The sequence below is a fragment of the Sulfurimonas sp. HSL1-2 genome (assembly GCF_039645565.1).
Lineage (GTDB): Bacteria > Campylobacterota > Campylobacteria > Campylobacterales > Sulfurimonadaceae > Thiomicrolovo > Thiomicrolovo zhangzhouensis.
Genome location: NZ_CP147914.1, coordinates 877,671 through 903,367, shown reverse-complemented (window position 1 = coordinate 903,367; position 25,697 = coordinate 877,671). Strand labels below are relative to the sequence as shown.

Annotated in this window: 27 protein-coding genes and 1 riboswitch; of the genes, 15 read left to right on the top strand and 12 right to left on the bottom strand. The window is 58.0% G+C overall.

All coding sequences use genetic code 11. From position 1 onward, the window contains the following. Nucleotides 1-14 precede the first annotated feature (14 nt). The 5 genes from WCX18_RS04585 to WCX18_RS04565 all read right to left on the bottom strand — a co-directional run bounded on the left by WCX18_RS04585 (nt 15) and on the right by WCX18_RS04565 (nt 6,037). Nucleotides 15-302: a DUF2018 family protein gene (locus WCX18_RS04585; RefSeq protein WP_345986428.1), complete on the bottom strand. Its 288-nt coding sequence runs from the start codon at nt 300-302 to the stop codon at nt 15-17. Nucleotides 303-493: 191 nt separating this feature from the next. Next, nucleotides 494-569: riboswitch (cyclic di-GMP riboswitch) on the top strand. 257 nt (nt 570-826) lie between these two features. After that, the gene (locus tag WCX18_RS04580; protein ID WP_345990089.1) at nt 827-3,934 is read right to left on the bottom strand and encodes an efflux RND transporter permease subunit; all 3,108 of its coding nucleotides are present in this window, start codon (nt 3,932-3,934) and stop codon (nt 827-829) included. After that, a complete protein-coding gene (locus WCX18_RS04575; RefSeq protein ID WP_345990086.1) occupies nt 3,931-4,224 on the bottom strand; it encodes a hypothetical protein in 294 nt (97 codons plus the stop codon). Before WCX18_RS04575 ends, WCX18_RS04580 begins: the two co-directional genes overlap by 4 nt. Further along, complete coding sequence (gene rsmH, locus WCX18_RS04570) at nt 4,214-5,146, bottom strand: 16S rRNA (cytosine(1402)-N(4))-methyltransferase RsmH (protein WP_345990084.1); 933 nt, start codon at nt 5,144-5,146, stop codon at nt 4,214-4,216. Before rsmH ends, WCX18_RS04575 begins: the two co-directional genes overlap by 11 nt. A gap of 3 nt (nt 5,147-5,149) precedes the next feature. Next, nucleotides 5,150-6,037, bottom strand: coding sequence for a LysR family transcriptional regulator (locus WCX18_RS04565; protein WP_345990082.1), 888 nt, complete (start codon nt 6,035-6,037; stop codon nt 5,150-5,152). 178 nt (nt 6,038-6,215) lie between these two features. Between WCX18_RS04565 and WCX18_RS04560 the strand changes: the two genes are divergently transcribed. From WCX18_RS04560 to WCX18_RS04550, 3 genes are all read left to right on the top strand, one after another. Continuing rightward, a complete protein-coding gene (locus WCX18_RS04560) occupies nt 6,216-7,406 on the top strand; it encodes a molybdopterin-dependent oxidoreductase (protein ID WP_345990079.1) in 1,191 nt (396 codons plus the stop codon). A gap of 11 nt (nt 7,407-7,417) precedes the next feature. Continuing rightward, nucleotides 7,418-7,729, top strand: a complete 312-nt coding sequence (locus WCX18_RS04555; RefSeq protein ID WP_345990077.1) for a sulfite:cytochrome C oxidoreductase subunit B — start codon at nt 7,418-7,420, stop codon at nt 7,727-7,729. A gap of 62 nt (nt 7,730-7,791) precedes the next feature. Next, nucleotides 7,792-8,370: a class II aldolase and adducin N-terminal domain-containing protein gene (locus WCX18_RS04550; protein ID WP_345986421.1), complete on the top strand. Its 579-nt coding sequence runs from the start codon at nt 7,792-7,794 to the stop codon at nt 8,368-8,370. A gap of 202 nt (nt 8,371-8,572) precedes the next feature. On the opposite strand, the gene WCX18_RS04545 is transcribed toward WCX18_RS04550, so the two are convergent. Continuing rightward, complete coding sequence (locus WCX18_RS04545) at nt 8,573-9,871, bottom strand: adenosylmethionine--8-amino-7-oxononanoate transaminase (protein WP_345990075.1); 1,299 nt, start codon at nt 9,869-9,871, stop codon at nt 8,573-8,575. Nucleotides 9,872-10,025: 154 nt separating this feature from the next. Here WCX18_RS04545 and WCX18_RS04540 point away from each other — a divergent pair, with 154 nt between their 5' ends. The 5 genes from WCX18_RS04540 to WCX18_RS04520 are packed head-to-tail and all read left to right on the top strand — an operon-like array spanning nt 10,026 to nt 14,732. Next, complete coding sequence (locus WCX18_RS04540) at nt 10,026-11,501, top strand: peptidylprolyl isomerase (RefSeq protein ID WP_345990073.1); 1,476 nt, start codon at nt 10,026-10,028, stop codon at nt 11,499-11,501. After that, complete coding sequence (gene ftsA, locus WCX18_RS04535) at nt 11,498-12,865, top strand: cell division protein FtsA (protein ID WP_345990070.1); 1,368 nt, start codon at nt 11,498-11,500, stop codon at nt 12,863-12,865. The genes WCX18_RS04540 and ftsA overlap by 4 nt, the downstream gene beginning before the upstream one ends. A gap of 14 nt (nt 12,866-12,879) precedes the next feature. Further along, entirely contained in the window at nt 12,880-14,031 is a 1,152-nt protein-coding gene (gene ftsZ, locus WCX18_RS04530; RefSeq protein ID WP_345990068.1) for a cell division protein FtsZ, read from the top strand. Nucleotides 14,032-14,042: 11 nt separating this feature from the next. Beyond that, entirely contained in the window at nt 14,043-14,333 is a 291-nt protein-coding gene (locus tag WCX18_RS04525; RefSeq protein WP_345986416.1) for a J domain-containing protein, read from the top strand. Nucleotides 14,334-14,342: 9 nt separating this feature from the next. After that, on the top strand, nt 14,343-14,732 hold the full coding sequence (locus WCX18_RS04520; RefSeq protein WP_345990065.1) for a DoxX family protein: 390 nt from the start codon (nt 14,343-14,345) through the stop codon (nt 14,730-14,732). 20 nt (nt 14,733-14,752) lie between these two features. Here WCX18_RS04520 and WCX18_RS04515 read toward each other — a convergent pair whose 3' ends face one another. The 4 genes from WCX18_RS04515 to WCX18_RS04500 all read right to left on the bottom strand — a co-directional run bounded on the left by WCX18_RS04515 (nt 14,753) and on the right by WCX18_RS04500 (nt 17,633). Further along, nucleotides 14,753-15,244 (bottom strand): DUF4149 domain-containing protein, encoded by a 492-nt coding sequence (locus tag WCX18_RS04515; RefSeq protein ID WP_345986414.1) that lies wholly within the window; start codon nt 15,242-15,244, stop codon nt 14,753-14,755. Next, nucleotides 15,241-16,077 carry a peptide chain release factor N(5)-glutamine methyltransferase gene (prmC, locus tag WCX18_RS04510; protein ID WP_345990063.1) on the bottom strand — a complete coding sequence of 279 codons (837 nt, stop codon included), beginning with the start codon at nt 16,075-16,077 and terminating at the stop codon, nt 15,241-15,243. Before prmC ends, WCX18_RS04515 begins: the two co-directional genes overlap by 4 nt. Next, a complete protein-coding gene (locus WCX18_RS04505) occupies nt 16,077-17,360 on the bottom strand; it encodes a M48 family metallopeptidase (RefSeq protein WP_345990061.1) in 1,284 nt (427 codons plus the stop codon). The genes prmC and WCX18_RS04505 overlap by 1 nt, the downstream gene beginning before the upstream one ends. A 75-nt stretch (nt 17,361-17,435) precedes the next feature. Then, nucleotides 17,436-17,633 carry a hypothetical protein gene (locus WCX18_RS04500; RefSeq protein WP_345990059.1) on the bottom strand — a complete coding sequence of 66 codons (198 nt, stop codon included), beginning with the start codon at nt 17,631-17,633 and terminating at the stop codon, nt 17,436-17,438. A 152-nt stretch (nt 17,634-17,785) separates the two neighbouring features. On the opposite strand from WCX18_RS04500, the gene WCX18_RS04495 reads away from it, so the two are divergent. The 6 genes from WCX18_RS04495 (at nt 17,786) to WCX18_RS04470 (ending at nt 23,212) form a co-directional block, all read left to right on the top strand. Further along, nucleotides 17,786-18,088 carry a hypothetical protein gene (locus WCX18_RS04495; RefSeq protein ID WP_345990057.1) on the top strand — a complete coding sequence of 101 codons (303 nt, stop codon included), beginning with the start codon at nt 17,786-17,788 and terminating at the stop codon, nt 18,086-18,088. A 126-nt stretch (nt 18,089-18,214) separates the two neighbouring features. Beyond that, the gene (locus WCX18_RS04490) at nt 18,215-19,075 is read left to right on the top strand and encodes an N-acetylmuramoyl-L-alanine amidase (RefSeq protein ID WP_345990055.1); all 861 of its coding nucleotides are present in this window, start codon (nt 18,215-18,217) and stop codon (nt 19,073-19,075) included. A 60-nt stretch (nt 19,076-19,135) separates the two neighbouring features. Further along, nucleotides 19,136-19,852: an OmpA family protein gene (locus WCX18_RS04485; protein WP_345990053.1), complete on the top strand. Its 717-nt coding sequence runs from the start codon at nt 19,136-19,138 to the stop codon at nt 19,850-19,852. Nucleotides 19,853-20,011: 159 nt separating this feature from the next. Beyond that, entirely contained in the window at nt 20,012-21,964 is a 1,953-nt protein-coding gene (gene abc-f, locus WCX18_RS04480; RefSeq protein WP_345990050.1) for a ribosomal protection-like ABC-F family protein, read from the top strand. Continuing rightward, entirely contained in the window at nt 21,961-22,608 is a 648-nt protein-coding gene (locus tag WCX18_RS04475; protein WP_345990048.1) for a class I SAM-dependent methyltransferase, read from the top strand. Before abc-f ends, WCX18_RS04475 begins: the two co-directional genes overlap by 4 nt. Before the next feature lie 118 nt (nt 22,609-22,726). After that, the gene (locus tag WCX18_RS04470; RefSeq protein ID WP_345990046.1) at nt 22,727-23,212 is read left to right on the top strand and encodes a hypothetical protein; all 486 of its coding nucleotides are present in this window, start codon (nt 22,727-22,729) and stop codon (nt 23,210-23,212) included. A gap of 43 nt (nt 23,213-23,255) precedes the next feature. Here the strand turns inward: WCX18_RS04470 and WCX18_RS04465 are convergent, their stop codons facing one another. Beyond that, a complete protein-coding gene (locus WCX18_RS04465) occupies nt 23,256-23,546 on the bottom strand; it encodes a Dabb family protein (protein WP_345990043.1) in 291 nt (96 codons plus the stop codon). A gap of 79 nt (nt 23,547-23,625) precedes the next feature. Between WCX18_RS04465 and WCX18_RS04460 the strand changes: the two genes are divergently transcribed. Then, entirely contained in the window at nt 23,626-24,342 is a 717-nt protein-coding gene (locus tag WCX18_RS04460; RefSeq protein WP_345990041.1) for an endonuclease/exonuclease/phosphatase family protein, read from the top strand. On the opposite strand, the gene WCX18_RS04455 is transcribed toward WCX18_RS04460, so the two are convergent. Then, a complete protein-coding gene (locus WCX18_RS04455; protein ID WP_345990037.1) occupies nt 24,339-25,697 on the bottom strand; it encodes an SLC13 family permease in 1,359 nt (452 codons plus the stop codon). The two genes, WCX18_RS04460 and WCX18_RS04455, sit on opposite strands and share 4 nt — an antisense overlap.

Below are 25,697 nucleotides of genomic sequence, written 5' to 3'. Positions count from 1 at the left end.
TCGGCGCCTTCCCCCTATTCGCTTTGACTGAGGACGTTGCCCATCGACTCGATATAGAGTTCCTTCGCCATGTCATTGACGGCATCCGCTTCTTCGAACTGAAGCTGTTTGATCGTCCGGTCAATCGTCGCATCGTCCATGGTCTGGCCGAGCAGTTTCTCCATCGCCGCCAGGCGCTCGATGAGGCGCTGGAGCTCCCCTTCGGCGACGGAACGGTTGGCGTTGAAGATCACGTCCATGAATTTGCTGCGGGGCGAACCGCCGAAGATATCGCCTTCGTCTTCAAAAAGTGCTTCGTACATTTTGCATTACCTTGAAAATAATTCGTGATTATACCCCTTTTGGGCTTAAGTGCATCTCCTCAACTCATAATCACCGTCCGGACTTTGCCCATCGCTACTTTACGATCCGATAAAAAAATAAAGCTAGAAAAAAATCAAATTTTAATGAAACTGTAAGCTGTAACTTATAACAATCTGTTGTTGCTTAATTATGTAGATAATGCCAAACTCGTTGCGAAACGGGGACGGAAAGCCTACGGGTCTCACTGAGACGGCCGGGTTGCCTAAACATAAAAATAAGGTCTTCTACTCCTCGAGTGTCTTGCACACGCTCTACTAATTAGCACACATTTTTTCTCGGTTCAACATAAGGTGAATTCGGTTCACTCCTTACTACTCAACCTGATGCCAACTTGCAGGCGCTGACGTCTGTGCGGACTGGGCGTCTGTAATCAAACGAGTAACCGAATTCAAACAGAGGGAGGGAAGTGTCGGCTTCCCTCCCAACCGCACTTCCTTTTCTCCTCTCATTTCAAAGCACGTCTTTACCGCTTGATGCGGTAGACGACGGCATAAAGCAGCGGTACATAGAACAAGTTCAGTACCGTTGCCCATAAAATCCCGTACCCCAGCGATACCGCCATCGGCTGAAGAATCTGCGCCTGACCGGAAGCGAAGAAGATCAGCGTCATCAGCCCGAGTACCGTGGTAATCGACGTCATCAGGATCGGACGCAGACGGGTCCGCGCACGCTGCATCAGGACTTCGCTGTCCTTCGCTTTTCGGATAAAACTCACCATGATCAGCCCGTCGTTGACGACGACCCCTGCCAGACCGACCGCACCGATGAGACTCGGCATCGTGATCGTCAGTCCCATGATCCAGTGGCCGACATAGACCCCGACGAGCACCAGCGGGATCGTACTGAGCACGATCAGGGCCAGGACAAGCGAATCGAAGAGCCATACGAGCGTGATAAAGATGAGGAAGATCGCCACGGCGGCCGCCTGGGACATCTCCCGCACCGTTTTGGCGTTCTCTTTCTCCTCACCCTTGACCTCGATATGGAACCCTTCGGTACCCAGCTGTGCGATGACCGGGGCGATCGCCGTCATCACCTCCGATGACGTCCGGAGATCCTTGTCCAACGAGGCGTAGACGCTGCGGATACGCACACCGTCCTCCTTCTCTATTGTCACATACCCCTGGGTATAGATAAAGTCGGCGATATCGCGGAGTGCGACCGTCTGCGTACTGCCCGGGAGCTGGATGCGGAAGCTTTCCAGACTCTCGGGGTCGTCTTTTTGCACGCTCTCGATACGGATGCGCACCAGGCCGCTCTCACTGAACATCTTGCCGTATTCGCCTTTGAGGTAGTGGGCGCGAAGCTGGCGGCTGATTTCCGCTTCGCTCAGCCCCAGGTCGTAGCCGTAGTCGTTGATACGCAGTTTCAGCTCCCGTTCGCCAAGGTCGGCATCATCGGAGATGTTATAGACCCCCGTCACCCCGGCCAGTGCCTTCTCCAGCGCAGTGACGGCCGTGGCCAGTTGCGCGTCGTCCTTGCCGCTGAGTGCGAGCTCGATATCGTGCGCGACGACCCCCGTTCCCGGGACGGTGACATTAAAGTTCTCGAACGTTTTCGTCCCGTCCGCCTCCTTGCGCTGTGCAAGCGGTTCGAGCCACTGCTTGACATCCTCGCTGATCCGCTTGGCGTCGCGCTGCCGTTTGAGCACCTCCGCATTGTATTCGATGGAGAAGATGGGGTTGATGTAGCGGTTGTACCAGTTGTCGGGGGCGCGCTCGTGCAGGTCGATGAAGACCTGGAAAAGGTTCTCCCCGATCTCCGCCTTGTTCTTCGCGTCCAGGCGCATCCCGATGACCGCCGTCACCGAGGAGTACTCTTCCGGGTCAAGCTTCGAGAGCAGCACCCGCTCGATGGCCGCGACCCGCTCCTCCGTATCTTCGAGTTCGTTGTTGATATTGACTTTCCCCGTTACATAGACCTGGGTGACGTCGAACGCGGGGAAGAGCTGGAAACGGCTCTGCGATACCATCACCGCCGTCAACGCTGCGATGGAAACGACGATCAGCATCAAGGAGAGCTTACGGCGTCGGAAGAGCCGGTGAAGTGTTTTGTCGTACCAGCGGTAGAGGTGTTCCCAGATGCTGTGGCTGACATGGCTCTCCCGGCGCAGGCGCAGCAGTTCGTGCGAATGCAGCGGCAGGAAGAAGAAGGCTTCGAAAAGGGAGCTGAGCAGCAGGATCGTGATCATCACCGGCAGGATCTTGATAAAGGTCCCCATCTCCCCGCTGATGAGCAGCATCGGCAAAAAGGCGAAGACGGTCGTCAGCGTCGCCGTCAGCACGGCGGGGAACATTTCCACCGCCCCCTGGACTGCTGCCTGACGGCGCGGCATCCCCTCCTCCATATGGCGGTAGATGTTCTCCGCCACGACGATCGCCTCGTCGACGAGCATCCCCAGGGCGATCAGGGCGCCGAGCAGGGAGAGCATGTTGAGTGAATAGCCGATCATCTCCGTCGCGATCAGCCCGATCATGAAACTCATCGGGATCCCCATCGCCACAACCAGCGCGATGCCGCGGTTGACGAAGATGAGCATGGCACTGAAGACGAGGATCAGCCCGACGATGATGTTGGAAACGACGGTGTTGAGACGGTTCTTGATCCAGACGGAGGTATCGGTGTAGACGGCGAACTTCAGGTCCGGGTAGCGCGCCTCGAATTCCTTCAGGGTTTCACGGATCTGTTTGGCCAGCGCGATGGCGTTGCCCGATTTCGACTTCGTGATGTTGACGGAGACGTTGCGTACTCCGTTGTAGTGCGACAGCTCCGTCGCGTCCCCCAGCTCGAAGCTGGCGGTGGCGATCTGACCGATTTTTACCCGCTTGCCGCCGACGCCGATGACCGTGTTCTCGATCGCCGCCGTATCCTTTTCGCCGTTGTAGGTGCTGATGTAGAGGTGTTCCCCCCGGCGTTTGATGGTTCCGACGGGGAAGATGGAGCTGAGGTTCTGCAGCGCCGCGACGACGGCATCGGTGGAGAGGCCGTAGGCGTCCAGTTTGTCCGGGTCGATGCGGAAGACGAGCTCGTCGTCGGAGTCGCCGCGGATCGTAATGTCGCTGAGCTCCTTGAAGCGCGACAGCGTGCTTTTGAGTTCATCGGCACGTTCAAGCAGTACCGTCATGGGGACATCTCCCGCGATGGCGACCAGCACCAGCGGGATCGTCTCTTCATGGATCTGCGCGACGGGTTCGTCCATATCGGAGGGGAGGTCCCGCTTCGTCTGGGCAATGATATCCTTGACGTCGTTGAGCACGTTGATATTCTGCGACCCCGGCTTGATATCGCCCGTAATGGTGAAGGCGCCGTTCTTGATCGTCGTCGTCACCGTCTCCAGCTCGCTGATATTGCCCAGCTCATCCTCGATGGTCGTGACGACCATCTTGTCGAGGACATCCGCACTCGCCCCGGCGTAACCGCCGGTGATCGTGATCTTGTCCATCTGGATCGGCGGGAAGATCTCTTTGGGGATGTTGATGTAGGCGAAAACGGAGAGGAGCAGGATGAAGAGCAGGAGCATGTGGTTGAGCAGCGGCTTGTTCAGCGCGAACTCGATCAGACGTGCGATCACGGCTGCTCCTCGGCAAAGAGGGTGTCAAGCACCTGGTTTTTAAACTTCATCGCCTCCACCCGCCGTTTGATGACGAGGTTCTCCTCTTTGAGGGTCTCGTATTCGCGCTGCAGCGTCGCGATGTCACGGCTCTTGTAGTAGATGCTGTTTTGGAGGTAGATCTTGGGGAAAAGCAGCATCCAGCCGATCCCGAAGACCATCAGCATACTGAGCAGGAAACGCAGGCCTATTCCCTTGCGGGTCACAATGGCGCTGCCGGTCTCCTCCAGGAGGTTCGCTTTAGCGTCCATGGCAGTTCATCTCGAAGAGCCTCAGCTTCGCACTGCGGCTGCGGGGGTTCTGTTTGAGTTCATCGGGGAGGGCCGTGATCGGCTTTTTCGGCCGGGGACGCCCCAGGGCGTGGTTGTTGCCGCAGGTGCAGCGCATCGCGTCGCTGGGGCAGATACAGTTGCGGCTCCACTGCGCGAAACGCTGTTTGACGATCCGGTCCTCGAGCGAATGAAACGAGATGATCCCGATGACCGCGTCGGGGAAACAGGCGCGTTCGCAGACGTCGAGCAGACGGTTCAGCTCCCCCAGTTCGTCGTTCACCTCGATGCGGATCGCCTGCATCACCAGTGTCGCCGGATGGATTTTCTTGCCGCGCGGGGCGTAGGGGCGGACCGCGTCGGCAAGCGCTTTGGCGGAGGTGAAAGGGCGCTGCGCAGCGATCACCTGGGCGACTTTCCTTGCGTTGGGGATTTCGCCGTAGTCGCGCAAAATGCGTTCAAGCTCCGCCTCGGCATAGGTGTTGACGACCGTCGCGGCATCGAGCGGCGCCGAAGGGTCCATCCGCATGTCGAGGGTCTCGCTCTCAAAAGAGAAGCCGCGATCCTTTTCGTCGAGCTGCAGCGAAGAGACGCCGATATCCGCGAGCACCCCGCGGATCTGCTCAGCACCGTAATCCTGTACGATGGTTTCCAGGACTTTGGAAAAGCGCCCCTTACGGATCTCGACACGGTCGCCGAACGGGACGAGCCGTTCCGTGGAGAAACGGATCGCCGTTTCGTCCTGGTCGATGCCGATCAGGCGGATGTTGGGGTTCGCTTCGAGCAGCAGGCTGCTGTGCCCGCCGTACCCCATGGTACAGTCGACGACAATACCGGCGTCGCATCCGGAAAAAGCATCGGTAACTTCGCGGTAAAGCACCGGGATATGGGGGATATTCTGCATGCGCTATTGTAACCCGATGGAACTTAAGAGGTACTCCTGAAAATGCGCCTGCAGGGGCAGCAGGGTCTGCTGGCTGCGGGCGATCATCGTAAAGTCGCGCTCGAAATGGTGCGCCTTGACGGGTACCTCGAACAGGTGCCCCTCTTCGAGCTCCCTTTTGACGGAAATGCGCGGCAGGACACTGAGGTAATCGGGCTTGGCCAGCAGGAAGTTCTTGATCGACTCGATATGCTCCAGCTCCATCACCATGTTGAGCTCCTGGTCGACGGGGCTGATGGCGTTGAGAAAGACGGCCCGGGTCCCGGAGCCCTTTTCGCGCATGATCCACGGCCGCGACGCCAGCTGGTCGATGAACCACGGGCCCTGCTTTGCCAATTTTTTGTCGCTGCTGAGGACGACCAGTTCGTCGCGCATCAGCACCCGGCTCTCGACCTCTTCGAGGATCCCCTCCCCCTCAATGAAGCCGATGTCCACCTCGCCCGAGGTGACTTTCCGGATGACGTCGGCGGTATTGGCGCTTTTGAGGGAGATCGTGACATGTTCGTTCTGTTCCATGTAGTTGCAGACCAGCGTCGGGATGAAGTACTCCGCGATCGTCACGCTGGCCGCCAGGCGGAGCTCGCCGCGCAGCGAATCGCTGCGCATCTGGTCGTAGAGGGCATGCAGGGCATCGACATGGGGGGAGGCACTGCGCATCAGCATCGCCCCCCGCCCGTTGAGCACCAGCCGCTTGCCGATCCGTTCGAAAAGCGGTCCGTCGAGCAGCCGCTCGAGCTCCTTGATCGCCATCGATACGGCCGACTGGCTCAGCCCGAATTTTTTGGCCGTATCGATGATCTTTTCACTCCGTCCCAGATCGAGGAAAAGTTCCAGCTGTTTCAACGTATACATTCTGCCTCCCCCTGTACCTTCAAAGCCCCTGCCAGCAGGGATGGAGGGCACCCATTTAAGTACAGTTTTATTGCACATTGTATCATTTTTGTTTTATTTTTCTGAACCATATATTTTTGATAAAATACGGACATAATTTTTATCAAACGATTTTATATCGTCTCAAGGTCCTCAAATCATGAAACGCAGATCTTTCCTTAAAGGCGCGCTGGCCGGTGCCGGCGTGACCGCGCTGGGCCCCGATGCCTTTGCCGCGGGCCAGCCCGTCGATAACCGCAAAATCTCCTCCATTCCGTTCCCGCAGAAACGGCCGATGATCACCTACTCCGACCGTCCGCCGCTGCTCGAATCTCCGCGCTACGTCTTTGCCCACCCGGTGACACCGAACGACATGTTCTTCGTACGCTGGCACATGCCGGATATCCCGACGCATATCGACCTGGGAACCTTCCGTATCAAGGTCAACGGCCTCGTCGAGCGCGAGCTCTCCCTCTCCGTCGACCAGCTGAAGCATGACTTCGAGCCGGTCGAGGTCTATGCCGTCCTGCAGTGCGGCGGTAACAGCCGCTCCGCGTTCAAACCGACGGCCGGCGGTATCCAGTGGGGCAGCGGCGCCATGGGGTGCGCACGCTGGAAAGGCGTGCGTCTGCGCGACATCCTCGAACGTGCCGGGCTGAAAAAAGAGGCGGAGTGGGTCGGCTTCAACGGCTCCGAAACGGCTGCCTACTACGAAACGCCGAACTTTGTCCGCGAACTGCACCTTGAGGAGATCGGTGACCACGTCATCGTCGCCTATGAGATGAACGGCGAGGACCTGCCGTACCTCAACGGCTACCCTGTCCGCCTCGTCATCCCGGGCACCTACTCCGACAGCTGGGTCAAAATGCTGAGCAACCTGACCGTCACCAGTGACTATCAGCACCTCTTCTTCATGGACAAGGCGTACCGCGTACCGGACAACGAGTGCGAATGTCAGAAGCCGGGAGAGCACGTTCCGACGAAACCGATCACGAAGATGAACGTCAAATCCTTCATCGGCTATCCGACAAACGGCGAAACGCTCTACCACAACTCCTACGCGACAATCCGCGGGGTTGCCTTCGATTACGGTGCGGGAATCAAGGCGGTCATGCTCTCCTTCGACGACGGCAAAACGTGGCAGGAGGCGACGCTGGGCGACGATCTGGGCCGCTACGCCTTCCGCGCCTTCACCTTCGACTTCAAACCGAAGAAGTACGGCAAGCAGACCATCATGGCCAAGGCGATCAACCGCGCCGGCGAAGAGCAGCCGTTTGCCAAGGACATCAAGTGGAACCACGGCGGTTACAAATTTAACGGAATCGACGTCGTTACCGTCGAAGTAGTCTAAGGAGAGCCTTTATGAAAAAAACAATCTTTGCCGCCCTGCTGAGCCTGGGCGCCCTTAATCTCCACGCCGTCCTGAACGAGGATGTCGAAGTCCCATATGTCCCGTTTGAGATCAAGATGGGCAAACACTTCGACCTGGTCCAGGCCAACTGTCTGACCTGCCACTCTTTCGGCTACATCCTGAACCAGGGCAAACAGTCCCGCAGCTTCTGGAAAGAGAAAGTCGAAAAGATGGTCGACGCGTTCAAAGCGCCCATCACCGAAGAGGACCAGACCCTCATCACTGACTATCTCGCCGAGCAGTACGGAAACGGCCAGCCGTAAGGCCGGCCCCACCCCCTTCTCGTTCACACAAAAATTCACCTATCTTCCGTTACAATAGCGCTATGAACAAACAGCATCTCAAAGAACAGCTCGTCTCTTTTTCCCTCTCGATGTTCCGCAAAGAGTTCTTCAGCATCTACCACGGCAGCGTCTCGGCCAAATCGGACAACAGCCGTTTCATTATCAATACGAAAGACACCATCTTCGACCATATGAACGAGCAGCAGCTGATCGAACTCTATTTCCAGAAAGACTACCGCTGGAACGAGGCCAGTATCGACGCGGCCATCCACCACAGCATCTACCGTCAGATCAGCGATGCGAAGTTCATCACCTTCTCGATGCCGCCCAATACGATGGCCTACAGCCTGCTGCACCCCATCATCGAGCCCATGGACTACTTCGGGATCAAGGAGATGCCCCGTGTGGAAGTCTATGACCCCCGCTCCTTCGACCAGTGGTACGAGCGTGCTTCCACCGAGATCCCCAAACGGCTGCTGAATTCCGACCTGGAGCTGGTCGTCATCCGCGGCTACGGCATCTACGCCTACAACCGTGACCTGCATGAGATGGCGAAGCAGCTGGCCGTTTTGGAGAAGAGCTGCCGGATCCTGATGCTCCGGCAGAGTATGCTCTCCTAACTTTTATACGGCATCTGAGCAAAACAAGGGTACTGCTCGCGAAGCGATGTTTCCTCGAAAGCCCAGATACCTACGCTAACGCTGTGTTCTCGTTGTCCTCACTTCATTGCGGAATTCCGCTTCACTACATCAGCAGAGTGCGCCCTGAAAGAAGTGCTCTTGGAGCGCTCGCACGCAGATATTCTGCACTTTTATTTCAATACTACAACAGTGACGTAATTGCCTCGTAGGCCGTATCCATCACGTAGGTGAGCTCCTCTTCAGTAATAATGTAGGGCGGCATGAAGTAGACGACCGGCCCCAGGGGGCGCAGCAGCACCCCTCTGGTCAGTGCGAAATCAAAGACCTTCAACCCGATACGCTCCTCGGGAGCGTACCCCTGCAGTTCCACCGCGGCGACCATCCCCGTCTGCCGCACCGACTTGACGTTCGGCAGGCTTTCAAAACGTTTGAGTCCCTCCGCCATCATCGCAGAGAGTTTGCGGTTGGCTTCGATGACATTGTCGAGTTCAAAGATATCGAGCGTGGCATTGGCCGCGGCGCAGGCAAGCGCATTGCCCGTATAGCTGTGCGAATGCAAAAATGCTTTATAGAGGTTGTAGTCGCAGTAGAACGCCTCGTATACTTTTTCCGTGGTCATCGTAACAGAAAGCGGCAGATAACCACCGGTCAACCCCTTGGAAAGGGTCATCAGATCCGGGGTAATTCCCGCCTGTTCGCAGGCAAACATCGTTCCGGTTCGTCCGAATCCCGTCATAATTTCATCGGCGATCAACATAATGTCATAGTCATCGCACAGTTTTCGCGCCTCTTTCAGGTAGCGCGGATGGTACATATGCATGTTCCCCGCCCCCTGGATCAGCGGCTCGACGATGAGGGCTGCGACCTCCTCCCCGCGGGCCTTGAGCAGGGCTTCCAACTCCACCGCGGCAGCTAACGCGGCCTCCTCGCTCTGATCGGCCGGTACCGGTGTCTGGATCGTGTGCAGCAGGAGCGGTCCGTAGGTCTCTTTGTAGAGCGACACGTCCCCGACGGAAAGGGCCCCGATCGTCTCGCCGTGGTAACTGTTCGTCAGCGAGATGAAAAGCGGCCGCTCTTTTCCGATATTCTTATAATAGTGATAGGCCATTTTCAGGGCAACTTCAATGGCGCTCGAGCCGTTGTCCGCGTAAAAACAGCGCGTTAGCCCCTCCGGTGTCAGCGCCGCCAGGCGTTCGGAAAGACGAACAACCGGCTCGTGGGTGAAGCCGGCCAAAATAACGTGCTCTAACGTTTCGGCCTGGGTTTTGACCGCCGAGGAGATGATCGGGTTCGCATGGCCGAAAAGGTTGACCCACCAGCTGCTCACCGCGTCGATATAGCAGTTGCCGTCGAAATCCTCGAGATAGACACCGTTCCCCTTTTTGATCGGCGTGAGCGGCAGAAATTCGTGATCTTTCATCTGCGTACACGGATGCCAGATATGGCGCAGGTCCCTCTCGGAAATTTCGCGGTTGTTCATCTTGTACCCTTCCTACGGTAGAATTTTGAAAATCTTATCGAAAAATATTGAACTCACAGTGAAAAAACGTGCGGAAAACAGGGAGTTTAAGGCAATTCTTAAGCTTTAAACTTATAAAATTGACAACTACGACGCAAGAAGGCAAACGACACAGATGATTACATGGATGCAACGACACCGAAAATACCTCGTCATAACGATCTGGATCTCAACGATCGCGTTTATCGGGGCCGGATTTGTCGGATGGGGACAGTACAGCTACGGCGACAAATCGGGGGCCGTGGCCAAAGTCGGTGACGTCAGCATCACCAGCCGGGAACTCCAGAAGACCTACGCACAGCTTTTCAACCGCTACAGCCAGATCTTCCAGGGCCAGTTCGACGAAGAGCAAGCTAAAAAACTCGGCCTGGACAAACAGGCGTTACAACAGCTCGTCAACCAGGCCCTGCTCGTCAACCTGGCTAACAGCTATAACCTCGAAGCGACCGACAAAGAGGTGGCCTCAGTACTGCAGTCCCAGCAGGCCTTCACTGAGAACGGTGTCTTCAGCAAAGAGCTCTACCAGAAAGTGCTCAAACAGAACCGTTTGACCCCGGTCGACTACGAAGCGGATATCCGCCGCGCGCTGCTGATCCAGAAGCTTTTTGCTCTTTTCCCTGCCACGGCGAACAGTGTCGAAAAGACGGCGTTCGAAACCGCCCTCGGCATTGCCGACAAGTTCGAGTACAAAGTGCTTGACGGTGCCATGGTCAACATTGACACCTCCGACGCAGCACTCAAAGCGTTCTGGGAGAGCCACAAAAACGACTACATGACACCGCAGGCATTCAAGATCGCCTACATCACCCAGGAAGCGGTTGATGCCGGTGCCGGCGACGAAGAGCTGCAGGCATACTACGACGCACACAAATACGACTTCGTAGGACCGGACGGCAAGATCATGGCCTTTGAAAACGCCAAGAGCGCCGTCACCGCCGCCGTCAACGACAAAGCGACCAACAAAGAGGCCCTGAAAACCTACATCGCCTTCAAAAAAGAGAAACTCGACGAGGGCGCCAAGATCGTCGAGACGACCGTCCGCGAAGGCGACGGCAGCTTCAGCGCCGAGACGATGCAGGCCATCGCAACCGCCGATGCGGCCAGTCCCTACCTCAAACCGAAAAAAGAGCACGGGGCCTACGTGGTCATCAAGCGCCTCGAGACCATCGCGCCGATGCCGAAAAGCTTCGAAGCAGCCAAAGCAGACCTCCTTGCTGCCTACACCAGCCAGATGCGCGGCCAGAAACTGATGGAACTGGCACAGTCCTCGCTCACGTCTTTCCGCGGCACGACGACGGAAGGCTACCTCAAACGTGATGCGACAGCCGGTGTCGAAGGACTGAACGAACAGGAGACACAGGCACTGCTCGCCAGCCTCTTCCGTTCAGGCAAAGCCGAAAACATGGCGCAGCTCTCTTCTGGCAAAATCGTGCTCTACCGCATCGTCGACCAGAAGATCGACCCTGCAAGCGCGCCCAATGAGACCGAGGCCGTTGCCCAGGTCAAAGAGACCCTCCTCAGCCAGTCCCTGATCGCCGACCTTGCCGAGCGGTATGAAACACAGATCTTCCTCAAAGGATTCGGGCAGTGAAAAAAAGCGTCCTCGCGATCGATATCGGCTCCAGCAAGATCTGCGCCATCATCGCGGACATCTCCCCTGACGGGGCGATCCAGATCTCGGGGGCCGGTATCGTCCGCTCCCAGGGGATCAAAAAGGGCTCCATCACCAATATCGAGCTCGCTTCCAAAGCGATCAAGGCCGCCCTGGCAGATGCAAGACGCGTCGCCGGTACCGAAATCAAACGGGCCATCGTCTCCATTTCAGGCGCCTACACCAAGAGCCTGAACTCCAGCGGGATCGTCAATATCCCCAACCGCGAGATCACCTTCAAAGAGATCAGTCGTGTCATGCACACGTCGCTCTACAACGCCAACATTCCCAACGAGTACGAGGTACTGCATACGCTGCCGTACAACTTCATCGTCGACGACCAGGATTTCATCGAGGACCCGCTGGGGATGAATGCGTCGCGCCTCGAGGTCGAAACGCACATCATCACGACGCAGAAGTCCAACCTGAACAACCTCAAAAAAGCCGTTCGCGGCGCAGGGGTCGAAGTCGATACCGTCGTCCTCAGCGGCTATGCCTCCGCCATCGCCGTGCTCAACGAGGATGAGAAAGAGCTCGGCGCAGCCGTCATCGACATGGGTGGCCATACCTGCGACACCGTGATCCATTCAGGTACCGCCATCCGCTACAACGATTTTCTGGGAGTAGGTTCGCACCACATTACCAGCGACCTCTCCATGGCGCTGCATACGCCCCTCAACGTCGCCGAAAATGTAAAGATTAAATTCGGCTCGCTGAGCTCCCCGAGCGACGACCTGATCGAGCTCCCCATTATCGGGGACGAGGAGTCCACCCATGAAGTCTCCCTGGGGGTCGTGCACAACGTCATCTACGCCCGGGTCGAAGAGACACTGATGATCCTCGCCCAGTCCATTGACAAAAGCAACCTCAAGGATCAGCTGGGGGCCGGGGTTGTTCTCACCGGCGGCTTTACCAAGCTCGACGGTCTCCGCGACCTTGCCGTCGCGATCTTTGACAACGTCCCGGTACGCCTGGCCAAGCCGAGCAATGTCGACGGACTCTTTGAAGCCCTCAAAGACCCGGCAACCGCCACGGCGGTCGGTCTTGTCAAATACGCGGCGGGAGGCTACGCGCCTTACGAAATCGACGTCAACCGGCAGGTGCGCTACCGCAGCGAGGAGCCGCTGGAGAAACCGGATCTGACCGAACCTTCCGTTCAGGAGCCGGCAGAGGAAGAGATTCCGCTGCCCCCCTCCGAGGAAGCCGGTACGATCAGGATCAAATCCTTCGATACGAAGAAGGGTGCGGAAAAAGCGGCCGGCATCGGCAGCAAGTTTTGGAACTGGATTACACAGTTATTTTAACAGGGGAGTGACAGATGGGATCTGACAATATGTTCAAAATCGAAGAGACGACGGCCAACAACGGTGCGCGCATCGTTGCCATCGGCGTCGGCGGCGGCGGCGGCAATATGATCGGTCATATGATCAACGAGGGGGTTGAGGGCATCGAGATGGTCGTCGCCAATACGGATGCCCAGGTGCTTCAAACCTCTTTTGCACCGGTCAAAATCCAGATGGGAAGCCGTCTGACGAAGGGGCTCGGCGCCGGGATGAAGCCGAGCGTCGGCAAAGATTCCGCTATCGAGAATTATGACGATATCCGCGCTGCCATCGAGGGGGCCGACATCGTCTTTATCGCTGCCGGTCTCGGCGGGGGCACCGGAACGGGTGCGGCTCCGGTCATTGCCCAGATCGCACGCGATATCGGTGCCCTGACGATCTCCGTCGTCACCAAACCATTCGCGTTCGAGGGGCGCAAACGTCTCAAGCTCGCCGAGCAGGGGCTGGCCGAACTGAAAAAAGAGAGCGATTCCATCGTCGTCATCCCCAATGACAAGCTCCTCTCCATCATCGACAAGAACCTGGGCCTCAAGGAGTCCTTCAAGATCGTCGACAGCATTCTCGCGCAGGCCGTCAGCGGGACGTCCGGGGTCATCCTCTCCTCCGGTGACAACGACATCAACCTCGACTTCGCCGACCTCAAAACCGTCATGTGCCACCATGGTATGGCCCTGATGGGTGTCGGGGAGTATCAGGGTGATAACGCCGCCTATGAAGCGATCCGTGCGGCGATCGAGTCACCGCTGCTTGATAACATGAGCATCAACGGCGCCATGGGCGTCCTCGTCCACTTTACGATGCACCCCGACTTTCCGATGGTCGCCATCGGCGAAGCGATGGGTGTCGTCGAGGAGAGCGCGGACGAGAATGCCGATGTCATCTTCGGAACCACGACGGATGCGACCCTGGCGATCGACTACATCAAAATCACCCTCGTTGCCACCGGCTTCGACCATGAAGAGACGGCGAAAAAAGCGCCTTCCGTCAATAACGACACTTATGAAACACCGGCACAGGAGGCCCCTGCTGCCGGCCGTACCGTGACACGCCCGAGAATGGTCGTCGGCGGTGACCTGAGTGACGATTACCTCGACGTACCGACCTATATGCGCCAGCAGAAAGACTGACGCCCTTCCCAATGCCCCCTTATGAGAGCGTTCTGAAGGCCAAGACCCTGCTTGGCCTTCACGACAAAGCGACCCTGTCCGAAATCAAAACACGCTATAAGAACATGATGCACCGCTGGCACCCTGACAAGCACGCCGACGACCCGGACACGGCCAACGCCATGAGCGCACGGATCAACGACGCCTACAAAACGCTGCTCGAATTTGTCAAACATTACGAATACCGCCTGGACGAGCCCTACCTCAAAGAGACCTGCCTCACCCCCCAGGAGTGGTGGGAGCAGAAGTTCGGCGGACGCTAAGGAGACTCTATGTTAAGAAACGATGATCTTGCCCGATTGCTGCTGCGCCTCTCTGTCGGCATTCTGATGCTGTTCCACGGTGTCCACAAACTGCTGCACGGCATCTCCCACATCCAGGGGATGATGCAGGCGCACGGACTGCCCGGCTGGCTCGGATACGGCGTCTTTGTCGGCGAAGTGGTCGCCCCGGTGATGATCATTCTGGGATTCTATGCGCGGATCGGCGCGGCGCTGATGGCCGTCAATATGATGGTGGCCGTGGCCCTTCTCGGCGGTCTCTTCCCGCTGCAGCTCACCAAAACAGGCGGTCCGGTCAGCGAAATGGCCCTGCTCTATCTTTTTGCCGCACTGGCCCTCTTCTTCTCCGGGCCGGGGCGTTACAGCATCAACCGCTCCTAACGGGGCGGTATCCTCTTAAATTAGCGCCCGGCAGCGGGCAGAAACATCAGCTGCATGCGGCGGACGAACAGCACGATGAGTGCGACCGCCAGCAGTTTGAAATCGAATTCGCTGGCGCTGTGCAGGGATGCGAAGGCTTCGCTGGCTGTGGCATCGGCCCCCTCTGCCTGCATGGCAAGGATCATCGGCACATAGACCGCGGCGAACATCAGCAGGGTCGCCACCCCGAGCAGCGCGCTCATGATGGCCCACTTGTCACGGCGCTGGCGGCGGTACTCGTTTCCTTCGAAGACGAGCATAATGACGGCCATCACGTAGGCCCAGTAACTGAAACGACGGAAGATCTCCCCCATCAGCATCCCCTCTTCATAGCGGCTCAGCAGATCGTTCGGCAGGACCGCCGCCGAGTGGAAGATCACCGGGGCGACCACGATGCCCAGGATCAACACCGCACCGAGCGTTGCTGCGACTGCGAGCAGGTAAAGCGTGACGCTTAACTGTTTTGTATTCATCTATCATCCTTTCGTGTCATGACAAACCCGCGGTCAAGCCCCGCAAGGTCCTTGTAGAATTTAACCCCATACCCCTCCGGGACGATGGCCGAGACGGCCTCGCGCTGGTCGTAACCCATTTCGCAGCAAAAGAGCGGGATCTGCCTCTCGGCGACCGCGTCGATCAGGCGGACGATGATGTCCATCCCCGTTACGCCGCCGAAAAGGGCCAGGTCGGGTTCATAATCGAGATTGCGTTCGAGTGCCGCATCGGCGGCGACGTAGGGGGGATTGGAAACGAGGACGTCGATCGTTTCCGGAACGTTCGCAAGCAGGTCGCTCTGCCGCAGGTCGATCCGCGCTTCGAGCCCGAAATCCGCGATGTTCTTTCCCGCAACCCCCAGGGCATCCTCGCTGATATCGACGCCGATCATCGTCGCCTTCTCCAGGTGGAGCGCTAGGGTCACGCTGACCGCACCGCTGCCGACCCCGACCTCACAGAGCGTGAAATTTCCGTCGTGATCCACCGCTTCGAGGACACGGTCGATCAGGAGTTCCGTCTCCGGGCGCGGGATCAGGGCCCCCGGTGCGATATAGAAGAGCTGCGAATAGAAACTGACACGGTTGAAGATATATTCCAGCGGCTCATGCGCTTTGCGCCGTGCCACCCACTCCCAGAGCCGCTCGTCGCAGGAGAGCGGTTCGTCCTGGTGGGTGATCAGCCAGAGGCCGTCACGCTCCAGATACTCCATCAGCATCCGTTCCGCCTCCCGCCGCGGGCGCTCCGCGCTCACGGCGATTTCGGCGGCGATGATATCGAGGCATTCGCGCAGCGGACGGACATGTTCACCCATCAGGAGCGTACCCCTTCGTCATCAAGCTCACGCTCGACGCTGTCGGCGTCGCACTCCGAGCGCATCGCGCCCTTTCCGCTTCCCCGCTCCTCGAATCCGAGGGCCCGCAGGCGTTCGATCACCGGCGGATGGGTGTAGTAGAAAAAGATATAGAGCGGGTGCGAAAGGGGGAAGGAGCGGTTCTCCGTCACCAGTTTGCGCAGGGCGTTGGCCAGGTAGAGCTTGCCGACGAGTTCACCCCCGCTGCGATCCGCCTCGTACTCGTTGTGGCGGCTGATGAGTCCCATGAGCGGCATGATGAAGAAACTGACCAGCGGCATGAAAAGCAGGAACAGGATAACCGTTACTGCCGGTGTGTTGCCGACCCCAAGATGCATAAAGAGCGACTCGGGCAGATTCCCGAAGAGTGCGAGCATGAAAAAGAGGACTCCCCCGACGATCCCGATGTTCTTGTAGAGGTCGCCGTGGGCGAAGTGCCCCAGTTCATGTCCGAGAACGGCCAGGAGTTCGCGGTCTTCGAGCTTTTCGAGCAGCGTATCATAGAGGACGACACGCTTGCTCTTGCCCAGCCCGCCGAAATAGGCGTTGAGCCGGGTGTCCCGTTTGCTGGCGTCGCTGACGAAGACCCCGCTGCTGACAAAGCCGGTCTTCTGCATCAGCGTATCGATCTCGCCCGCCAGTGTTGCATCCTCCAGGGGCGTCAGCTTGTCGAAAAAGAGCGCCCGAAGCGTCGGGAAGAGCATATTGAGTGCGACGACGACGGCAAAGAGGAAAAGGAAGGTCCAGAACCACCACAGCGCCGCCGACGCGATGATCGCCGTCACCCCCCAGATGACCGCACCGCCCAGCAGTGCGACCAGTGTCATCGTAATCAGCGTATCTTTGATGTAGAGACCGACTGACGTACGGTTGAACCCGAATTTCGCATCGAGCACGAATTTCTCATAGAGCGACAGCGGCAGCTCCACCAGCGTATTGATCAGCAGAAATGCCAGCACCATACTGATGCTCTTCATCGGTTCGTCTATCCCACCCGTCACGCTCTCGAGCCAGCGGATACCGCCGTCGAGCCAGACAAGGAACAGGATATATTCGATCAGCATCCCCGTCATCTGCAGCTTCTCTTTGGCCACGGCGTAATTGCCGGCTTTAAGATAATCCGCGCTCCCCATCATCACCGGGGCCATCCGCTTGGCGCGGTTGATGAAACCGACCTGCATCACGCTGATATAGAGCTTGACGATAAAATAGAGGCTGATCATAACCATCAGTGCTGTCACCATGAAGAAACCTTATGAGAGTATGTCGGTAATTGTAGCATCGCGACCCTAAAACGGGTCAGCGAAGGGCAAAGAAGTTCAGCGGTTGAAGGGAACGGCGGTAATGCCGTCACTGACCGGCAGCCGGTCATGCACATCCCCGATATAGCTGTTCGACACGATGACATAGAGCGCCCCCAGCAGCAGACCCGTAAGCAGTACCCCCCGGACCACCCATTTTTTCTCACCTTTGAGGCCATTGTAATCGCCAATGCTCTGCAGTGTCGGCTCACTCATAATCTATCCTTTTAATTTTTATTTGTCAAAATCATACTTATTCTTCATGACGCCGCCAACCGGTTTCCAGATTAATCTGACGATTTAAGTCTATTTTTTTATTTATTTTTTCGTCAGTTTATCTTCCCTGCCCAAATTGCTATAATCATGCCATGAAAACCGATATCCCGCTGCTCGAACCGACGCCCGAACCGATCAAACCCTTCTGCCGCGCCGCGGTACTCCTGCTGGGGTGGCTTTTCTCCTACGGCACCTACCTCCTCGCCGTGGCGGCCTGGTTCTATTATGACTGGTTCTACGCCATTGCGGCGCTGCTGTTCGGCTTCGTCGCGTTCGGCATCCTCCGTGCCAAGATCCGGAACATCTCCATCCCCCCTGCCCAGCAGGAGTATCAGTACACCGACCAGGCCATTGCCAAATGGTTCATCGTCCGCCGCATGCTCTGCGATCTCTGACCTTCCAAACCCTGGACTTTTAGCCTCACAACAGCATCCTGCCGTCGAATCCGCTGCACGCGGGTTTATCCTTTATTAATAAACCATGAATAATAATGGGTTTATGTGATTTAAAAAGGAGTGACGATGGCACTGCGTATCGATACCCACCAGCTGGCCGGCGACCTGTTCGGCCGGGAAGTCGTTTTTGATCCCTGCGAAAACAAAGACAGCGGCCCTTACGAGGCGGGTCTGCCCGATACCGTCGTCATCCACTTTACCGCCGGCCCCACCCTCGCCTCCGCCGTCAATACCTTTAAAAACCCCGACGTCGAAGCCTCGGCCCACCTCATCATCGACCGGGACGGCAGTGTTGTCCAGATGGTCGGTTTCGACCGTATCGCCTGGCATGCAGGGACGAGCCGCTGGCAGGAGCGCAGCAGCCTCAACCGCTATGCCATCGGCATCGAGCTCGTCAACGCCGGGGAACTCACCCCCTCCGGCGGGGGCTACCTCGCCTGGTTCGGCAGACGATACGAAGAGGCGGAGGTCATCCAGGCCATTCACCGGAACCAGACGTCGCCCTCCTACTGGCACACCTATACGGCCGAACAGATCGAAGCCTGTTTCGAGGTGTGCCGGGTGCTCAAAAGCAGCTACGGTATCCAGACGATCCTCGGCCACGAGGAGATCGCCCCCGGCCGTAAGATCGACCCCGGCCCGGCCTTCCCGCTGGAGCGTCTGCGCGACAGGATCCTGACGGGGCGCCATGCCGACGCGGAAACGGCGGAGGAGAAGGAGGCCGGAGCGGCAAACGCGACGGTCACCGCCAGCCTCCTCAACGTCCGGTCCCAGCCCTCGGGAAGCGCCCCGCTCGCGGGTGATCCGATCGAGAAAGGGACCCGGGTCGAACTGGTTGAACGCAACGGCGTATGGCAGAAGGTCCGTATCTGCCGCGAGGGGTGGGTGCACGGCGACTACCTGCAGACAGAAACGCCCGTCGGCTAATATCACGAAATAGAGACAATTTCTTGATACAATAAGCCATCTAGTTTAGGAGTATCAATCATGACCTTTCAAACCAAATCACTTTCACTCGTCCTCGCTGCTGTACTGATCGGCGGCTGTGCCAGCACCCAGCCCAATGCAGACGGCACGCAGACGGATGAATACGACAAGACGAAAAAAGGAGCACTGATCGGCGCGGCGGTCGGCGCGGTCGGCGGCCTGCTTCTCGGCGGCAAGAACAAAGGCCAGGGCGCGCTCATCGGTGCCGCGGTCGGCGCCGCCGCCGGCGGGGGGATCGGCTATGCGATGGACCAGCAGGCCAAAGACGTCGCCAAGTCCCTCAACACCACCGTCAGCCAGAGTGACGTCGGTGCGGAAAATATCATTGTCACCCAGCATGAGAAATTTGTCAAAGTTACCTTCAAGAGCGCTATGATGTTCCCGACAAACTCTGACAACCCGACGCCGATGGCACTCACGAAGATCGACCAGCTGACGACGGCGCTGAAAAAATACCCCAGCTCCATCGTCCAGGTCGTCGGCCATACCGACCCGCGCGGTTCCTATGACTACAACCTGCAGCTCTCCGAGCGCCGTGCACGCACCGTCGCCACGGCGATGGTCAACCAGGGGCTCTCCAACGCCGTCTATGCCCGCGGCTGCTCCTTCGACAAACCGCTCGTCCCCAACAACAGCGAAGCCAATATGGCGCAAAACCGCCGCGTCGAGATCTTCCTCTACCAGACACAGGAGAACGTTGTCGACCAGTGCCTCTAGGCTTTCCGGTAACGCCCGCATCAGGCGGCGTACCGGCACCGAATAAGGGCATTTCCCTTCAAGCCCTATCCACTTTCATGTCACCATACGCGAAAGCATTATCCCCCGACACCTGACTTTCAACCCGTTATAGTAAAATACGAAGAAAAAAAGAGCATTATGGCCCTCATCGATCTGCACGGCATCTCCAAAAACTACGAAGCGCAAAAAATCCTCGAGAACGTCGATTTCCATGTCGACGAAGGGGAGCGCGTCGTTATCGTCGGCAAGAACGGAAGCGGCAAATCGACGCTGATGAAGATCGTCGGCGGCACGCTGGAGTACGACGAGGGCGAGCGCATCATCCGCCAGAACCTGCAGGTCAGGATGCTCGCCCAGGTGCCGCATTTCGAGCAGGGGCACAGCGTGCGCGAGGCGATCGAACACGGCCTCGTCGAACTCAAGCAGGCGCTGGCGCGTTTCGACGTCCTTTCGGCGCAGATGGCCGAGAAGTTCGACGACCCGCAGCTCATCAAGGAGCACACGGAGCTCTCCGCCTACCTCGACCACCACAGCGCCTGGAACCTCGACGACAAGATCGAGCGGGTCCTGCAGCACTTCCAGCTCAAGATGTACGAGACCAAGAACGTCAACCTGCTCAGCGGGGGCGAACAGCGCCGGGTCGCGCTGGCATCCCTGCTGCTGCAGAAGCCCGACGTCCTGCTGCTCGACGAACCGACCAACCACCTCGACGTCTACATGGTCGAGTTCCTCGAAGAGCTTATCCTCAAAGAGAAGTTCACCCTCGTCTTCATCTCGCACGACCGCTACTTCATCGACCAGATCGCGACGAAGACCGTCGAGGTGGAAGATGCCTCATTGCGGGAGTTCAAAGGGGGCTACAGCAGCTACCTGACGCAAAAGGAGGAGCTGCTGCGCACGATGCAGAAGCAGCACGACAACCTCCTGCGCCTGCTGCGCTCCGAGAACGAGTGGTATTCGCGCGGCGTGCGTGCCCGCCTCAAGCGCAACGAGGGGCGCAAGGAGCGGCTGATGAACCTGCGCGAGCAGGCAAAGACGAACCCGGCGCAGATCCGCAAGATGAAAGTCGAACTCGACCGCGAAGCGAAGCACTTCAACCGCGACAAGAGCATCAACAAACAGAAGATGCTCTTCGAGATCGAACACCTCGACATCACCCTGGGCAGCAAAATGCTCATCAAAGACTTCTCGACGCGCATCCTTCAAAAAGACGTCATCGCCGTCGTCGGCCCCAACGGCAGCGGAAAGTCGACCCTGCTCAAAGCGCTGCTGGGACGCCTCAAGCCGACGGCGGGCAAGATCAAGCAGGGGGAGTTCTCCATCGGCTACTTCGACCAGCACCGCGAGATGCTCGATGACGACAAGAACCTCATAGAGACCTTCTGCCCCCACGGCGGCGACCGGGTTGAGGTCCAGGGCAGGAACATGCACGTCTACGGCTACCTCAAGAACTTCCTCTTCCCGCGCGAATTCCTCGACAAGAAGATCGGTATCCTCAGCGGCGGCGAGAAGAACCGCGTGGCCCTCGCCCTGCTCTTTACGAAGCAGGTCGACTGCCTCATCCTCGACGAACCAACCAACGACCTCGACATCCCGACCATCAACATCCTCGAAGAGAAGCTGCAATCCTTCCCGGGTGCCGTCATCCTCGTCAGCCACGACCGCTACTTCGTCGACAAGATCGCCAAGAAGCTCTTCGTCTTCAAAGGCGACGGCGATGTCGAGGAGCGCTACCAGCTCTACAGCGAGTACCTCGAGCAGGAGAAAGAGTTCCGCGAAATGGAGGCGATGGAGCGCGATGCCGAAACAGCAACCGCCAAACCGGCCGTGCAGGAGAAACCGAAGAAGGATAAGCCGCTGCGCCTCACCTACAAAGAGAAGATGGCCCTCGAGTCACTGCCCGGCGAGATCGAAGCGCTGGAGGCGAAGATGGAAGAGCTCAATGCCTGTCTCGCCGACCCGAAGTGCTACGCCGAGAAGGGGATCTCGGTCCTGGCCAAGGAGCTCGAAGCCCTCGAAGCCGACTACGAAACGAAAGTCGACGCGCTTCTCACCATCGAGGAAAAAGCGGAGCAGATCGAAGGACAATGAGAGCGTGTCCCCTCTGCCAGACCCCCTCCCCTTCCTTCCGCGACCGGCAGCTGGGCTGCCTCACGTACCACTGCCCCCGCTGCGAACTGATCTTCAAAGAGGAAGCGGCCCACCCTTCCGCGGAACAGGAGCTGAAAAAGTACAACGAGCATCACAACTCGCTCGAGAACGAGGGGTATGTCGCGATGTTCGAGCAGTTCATCGATGCCACCCTTGCGCACACCGGCCATCGTGTTGAAAACGTGCTCGATTTCGGCTCCGGCCCGACACCGGTACTGGCCGAACTGCTGCGCCGCCGCGGCTTCGAGGTGACGATCTACGATAAATTTTTCGCGCCGGAAGCCCCGGCGCCGGAGGCGCGTTTCGACCTGATCACCGCGACCGAGGTGATCGAGCACATCGCCGACCCGATGCAGACCCTGGCAGAGCTCAAAGCGCGCCTGGTGCCGGGCGGCACCCTGGCGCTGATGACGCAGTTCCACCAGAGCAGCGAGGCGTTCTATCAGAACTGGTGGTACCGACGCGATCCGACACACCTTGTTTTTTTCACACCAAGAAGCTTCGAAACGGCCGCGGAACGGCTGGACATGGAGCTCATTTTCCACGATAACAAGAAAACGGTACTGCTCTCGAAACGCCCGTAAGCGGGCATCATAAAACTATCACATCCAAAAGCCAATTTAATAAATTATTATATCTTCATGGTCATTTAAGGCAGCCATCCGATATAATCAATCCTAATATCTTTAGGAGGATAGCTTTATGCGAAGAGGATTTGCGTTTCTTATTTCTTCAGTTGCGGCTGCAGCCCTTATGACCGGCTGTGCCAAACTGAACACGTTGACGAATGTGCTGGTACCGAGCCATGTGGATTTGGAAAGCGCGAAAAAGATGAATATGCCGGTCGTCATCTACGATGTTGATGTCGAAACCGATGACAAGGGCGACAGCCGGCCGGTCGTCTACTTCGTCAATGCGTCACCCAAGCCGGTGGACATGGCTACGTTCTACGTCGAGGGCATGACAGAGGACGGCAAGACCGTGACCCTCTGGGCGGATGACTATGAGCGCGTTGCCCCCGACAAAAGCAGCCAGAAAGGCGTTCTGGGCGGCAAATGGTCCAAAACAAACGTCAAGTGCATCGAGATCAAGAAAGCAGCGTTCCACATCGACGGTGTCGATTACCGCTTTATCGAAGAGAACATCAACCAGCTCTTCCAGAACCCGTCTCTGAACGAGTGTAACTGACGCACAGGCCGGAGCTGCTCCGGCCCGCTGCATTCACCTCCCCTTAACGGACGTAATCGACCACCTTTGACAGCTCCGTCACTTCCTTGATAAACGCCACGACCTCCAGATGCGCCGGATGCGTCGCATAGGTAGAGAGCCCCTCTTTCGTTTCAAACGTCGACGTCAGCACCAGGTCCATCGACCGCTCGCTGCCGCTGAAGTCCACGCCGACTTCCATACTGATCAGCGGATCGATCTTCTCCGTAAGCGCTTCGAGCATCGCCTTGGCTTTGGCGACGTTCTCCGCTTTGTTCTCCGCTTTGAATGCAAACATGACAATATGGACAATCATCTCTTTTCTCCTCTGTTTTTCCCGCCGAGACGGGCATATTTTTGATGCCATTTTAACCTATGTAGGTTATGATTGAATTATGCGACACTACCGATCGGAAGCGGCGGGCAGCCCCCTGCCGTATACCTTTTCACTACTGAGCTGGAACGTCCACAAAGAGATGGGGCGTTCCCCCTTCGACAAAACGCTCCAGTCACTCCTGGCCACCGGCAGTCCCGAACTGATCCTCTTCCAGGAGGCGGTCCTCGATGCGCATACTTCAGACCATTTTCCGGGCTACAACGTCTCTGCCGCCATCAACATCGACCTCCGCCACCGCCAATACGGTGTTCTGACCGCGGCCCGGTGTCCCATTCACGATACCGTCGGCCTCAAAACCAACCGCCGCGAGATGCACATTGCCACCCGCAAAAGTATGCTCATTACGACCCACCCGTTTGAAGACGGGAGCGAACTCACGGCCGTCAACCTTCACGCCATCAATTTCGTCTCCGCCGCCGTCTTCGTCGAAGAGATCGAGCGGCTGCGCGTCGCACTGCTACAGCGAACGGGAGCGCTGATCGTCACGGGCGATTTCAATACCTGGAGCCGCAAACGGATGGAGTACCTTGAGCACTTTGCCGCGGCCGTCGGTCTCCTGCCCGCCGCCTACCTCAACGGCCATCATATCAAGCAGCGTTTTTCCAAACCCCTGGACCATCTCTACTACCGAGATGTGACGCTTTTGGCCGCCGAAGCCGTGGATACGGGCCGGGTCTCGGACCACAACCCCATTCTGGCTACCTTCAAGCGCTAGCCTACTACCCCCAGTACCGGACGCCAGAAGAGATAGGCGATCAGCACGATCAGGATGATGCCGACAAGGTTGAACAGAAGCCCGTACAGGGCCATCGTCCGTATCGGGATCACCCCGCTGGACATCGCAATGGCATTGGGCGGGGTCGCGATGGGCAACATGAACGCGTAACTCGAACAGATCGTCGCGACCATCATGAAAAGGGTTGCATCCAGCCCCGTCTGCTGTGTCACCGCGTAGATGACCGGCAGCATGATGGAGATCAATGCCGTATTGGAGGTGATCTCCGTCGTAAAGGTGATCAGCGCCGCAACGATCAGCATGAGGTAGAGCGGTGCCAGGTAGCTGTAGTCGACAAGGTACTCTGCTACCCTTCCCGCCAGGCCTGTCTCGGAAAAGGCCTTGGCGATGGCGAACCCCGCCCCGAACAGGAACATGATGCGGTAGGGGATCTTCGCCTTGTCCTCCTGCCAGACCAGCAGGTTGAACGGGGGCGCGAAGAGCAGCAGACCCGCGCTGAGCAGAATCACCGGTTCGCTCATGCCGAGCCCCTCCCACCAGGGACGGATGGGGGCGTTCACGAGCAGCAGTACCACGAGCCCGCCCAGCAGCGCGAGGACCTTTTTCTGCTCCGGCGTCAGCGGCTTCTCCACCTCCGGGAGTTCCAGGCGCACATCACGTATCCCCAGTGCCAGGACCAGGGAGATGATGATGACCATCACGAGGGCCAGAGGGGCGACCATCCACATCCACTGTACGAAGGGGATCATCGCCATGCCGTGTTCTTCCATGACGCCCAGCAGGATCAGGTTCGGCGGGGTGCCGATGGGCGTCAGTATCCCCCCGATGCTGGCGCCGTAGGCGATGGCCAGCGTGAAGCGCATCTTCAGCCGCGGATCGTCGGAGAGGAAAAGCGCAATGGTCATCAGCAGCAGGGCCGTCGTCGTGTTCGAGAGGATGGAGCTCATCACCCCCGAGGTCAGCGCCAGGGAGATGATGATCCCCCGCCCCGTCGCCGGGAAGATCCCCAGCATTTTGCGTGCGATCCAGATGTGCAGGCCGCTCTTTTCCACGGCGATGGCAAGCATAAAGCCCCCCAGGAAGAGGTAGATGATGGGGTGGGCGTAGTTGACGGTCGTTGCCTTTGTCGGCAGAATGTGAAGGGCCGGGAAAAGGACGATGGGCAGGAGGGAAACGACGCCGAGCGGCAGTCCCTCGTTCGTCCAGAGCACCACCAGCAGCGTCACCACCCCGACCAGGGCCGCCTGCACCGGTGAAAGCAGCAGAAGCGCAGCGGTGTAAAAGAGCAGTGCCGTACCTACGGCCCAGACAATCTTGACCGCCGACGCTTCCAT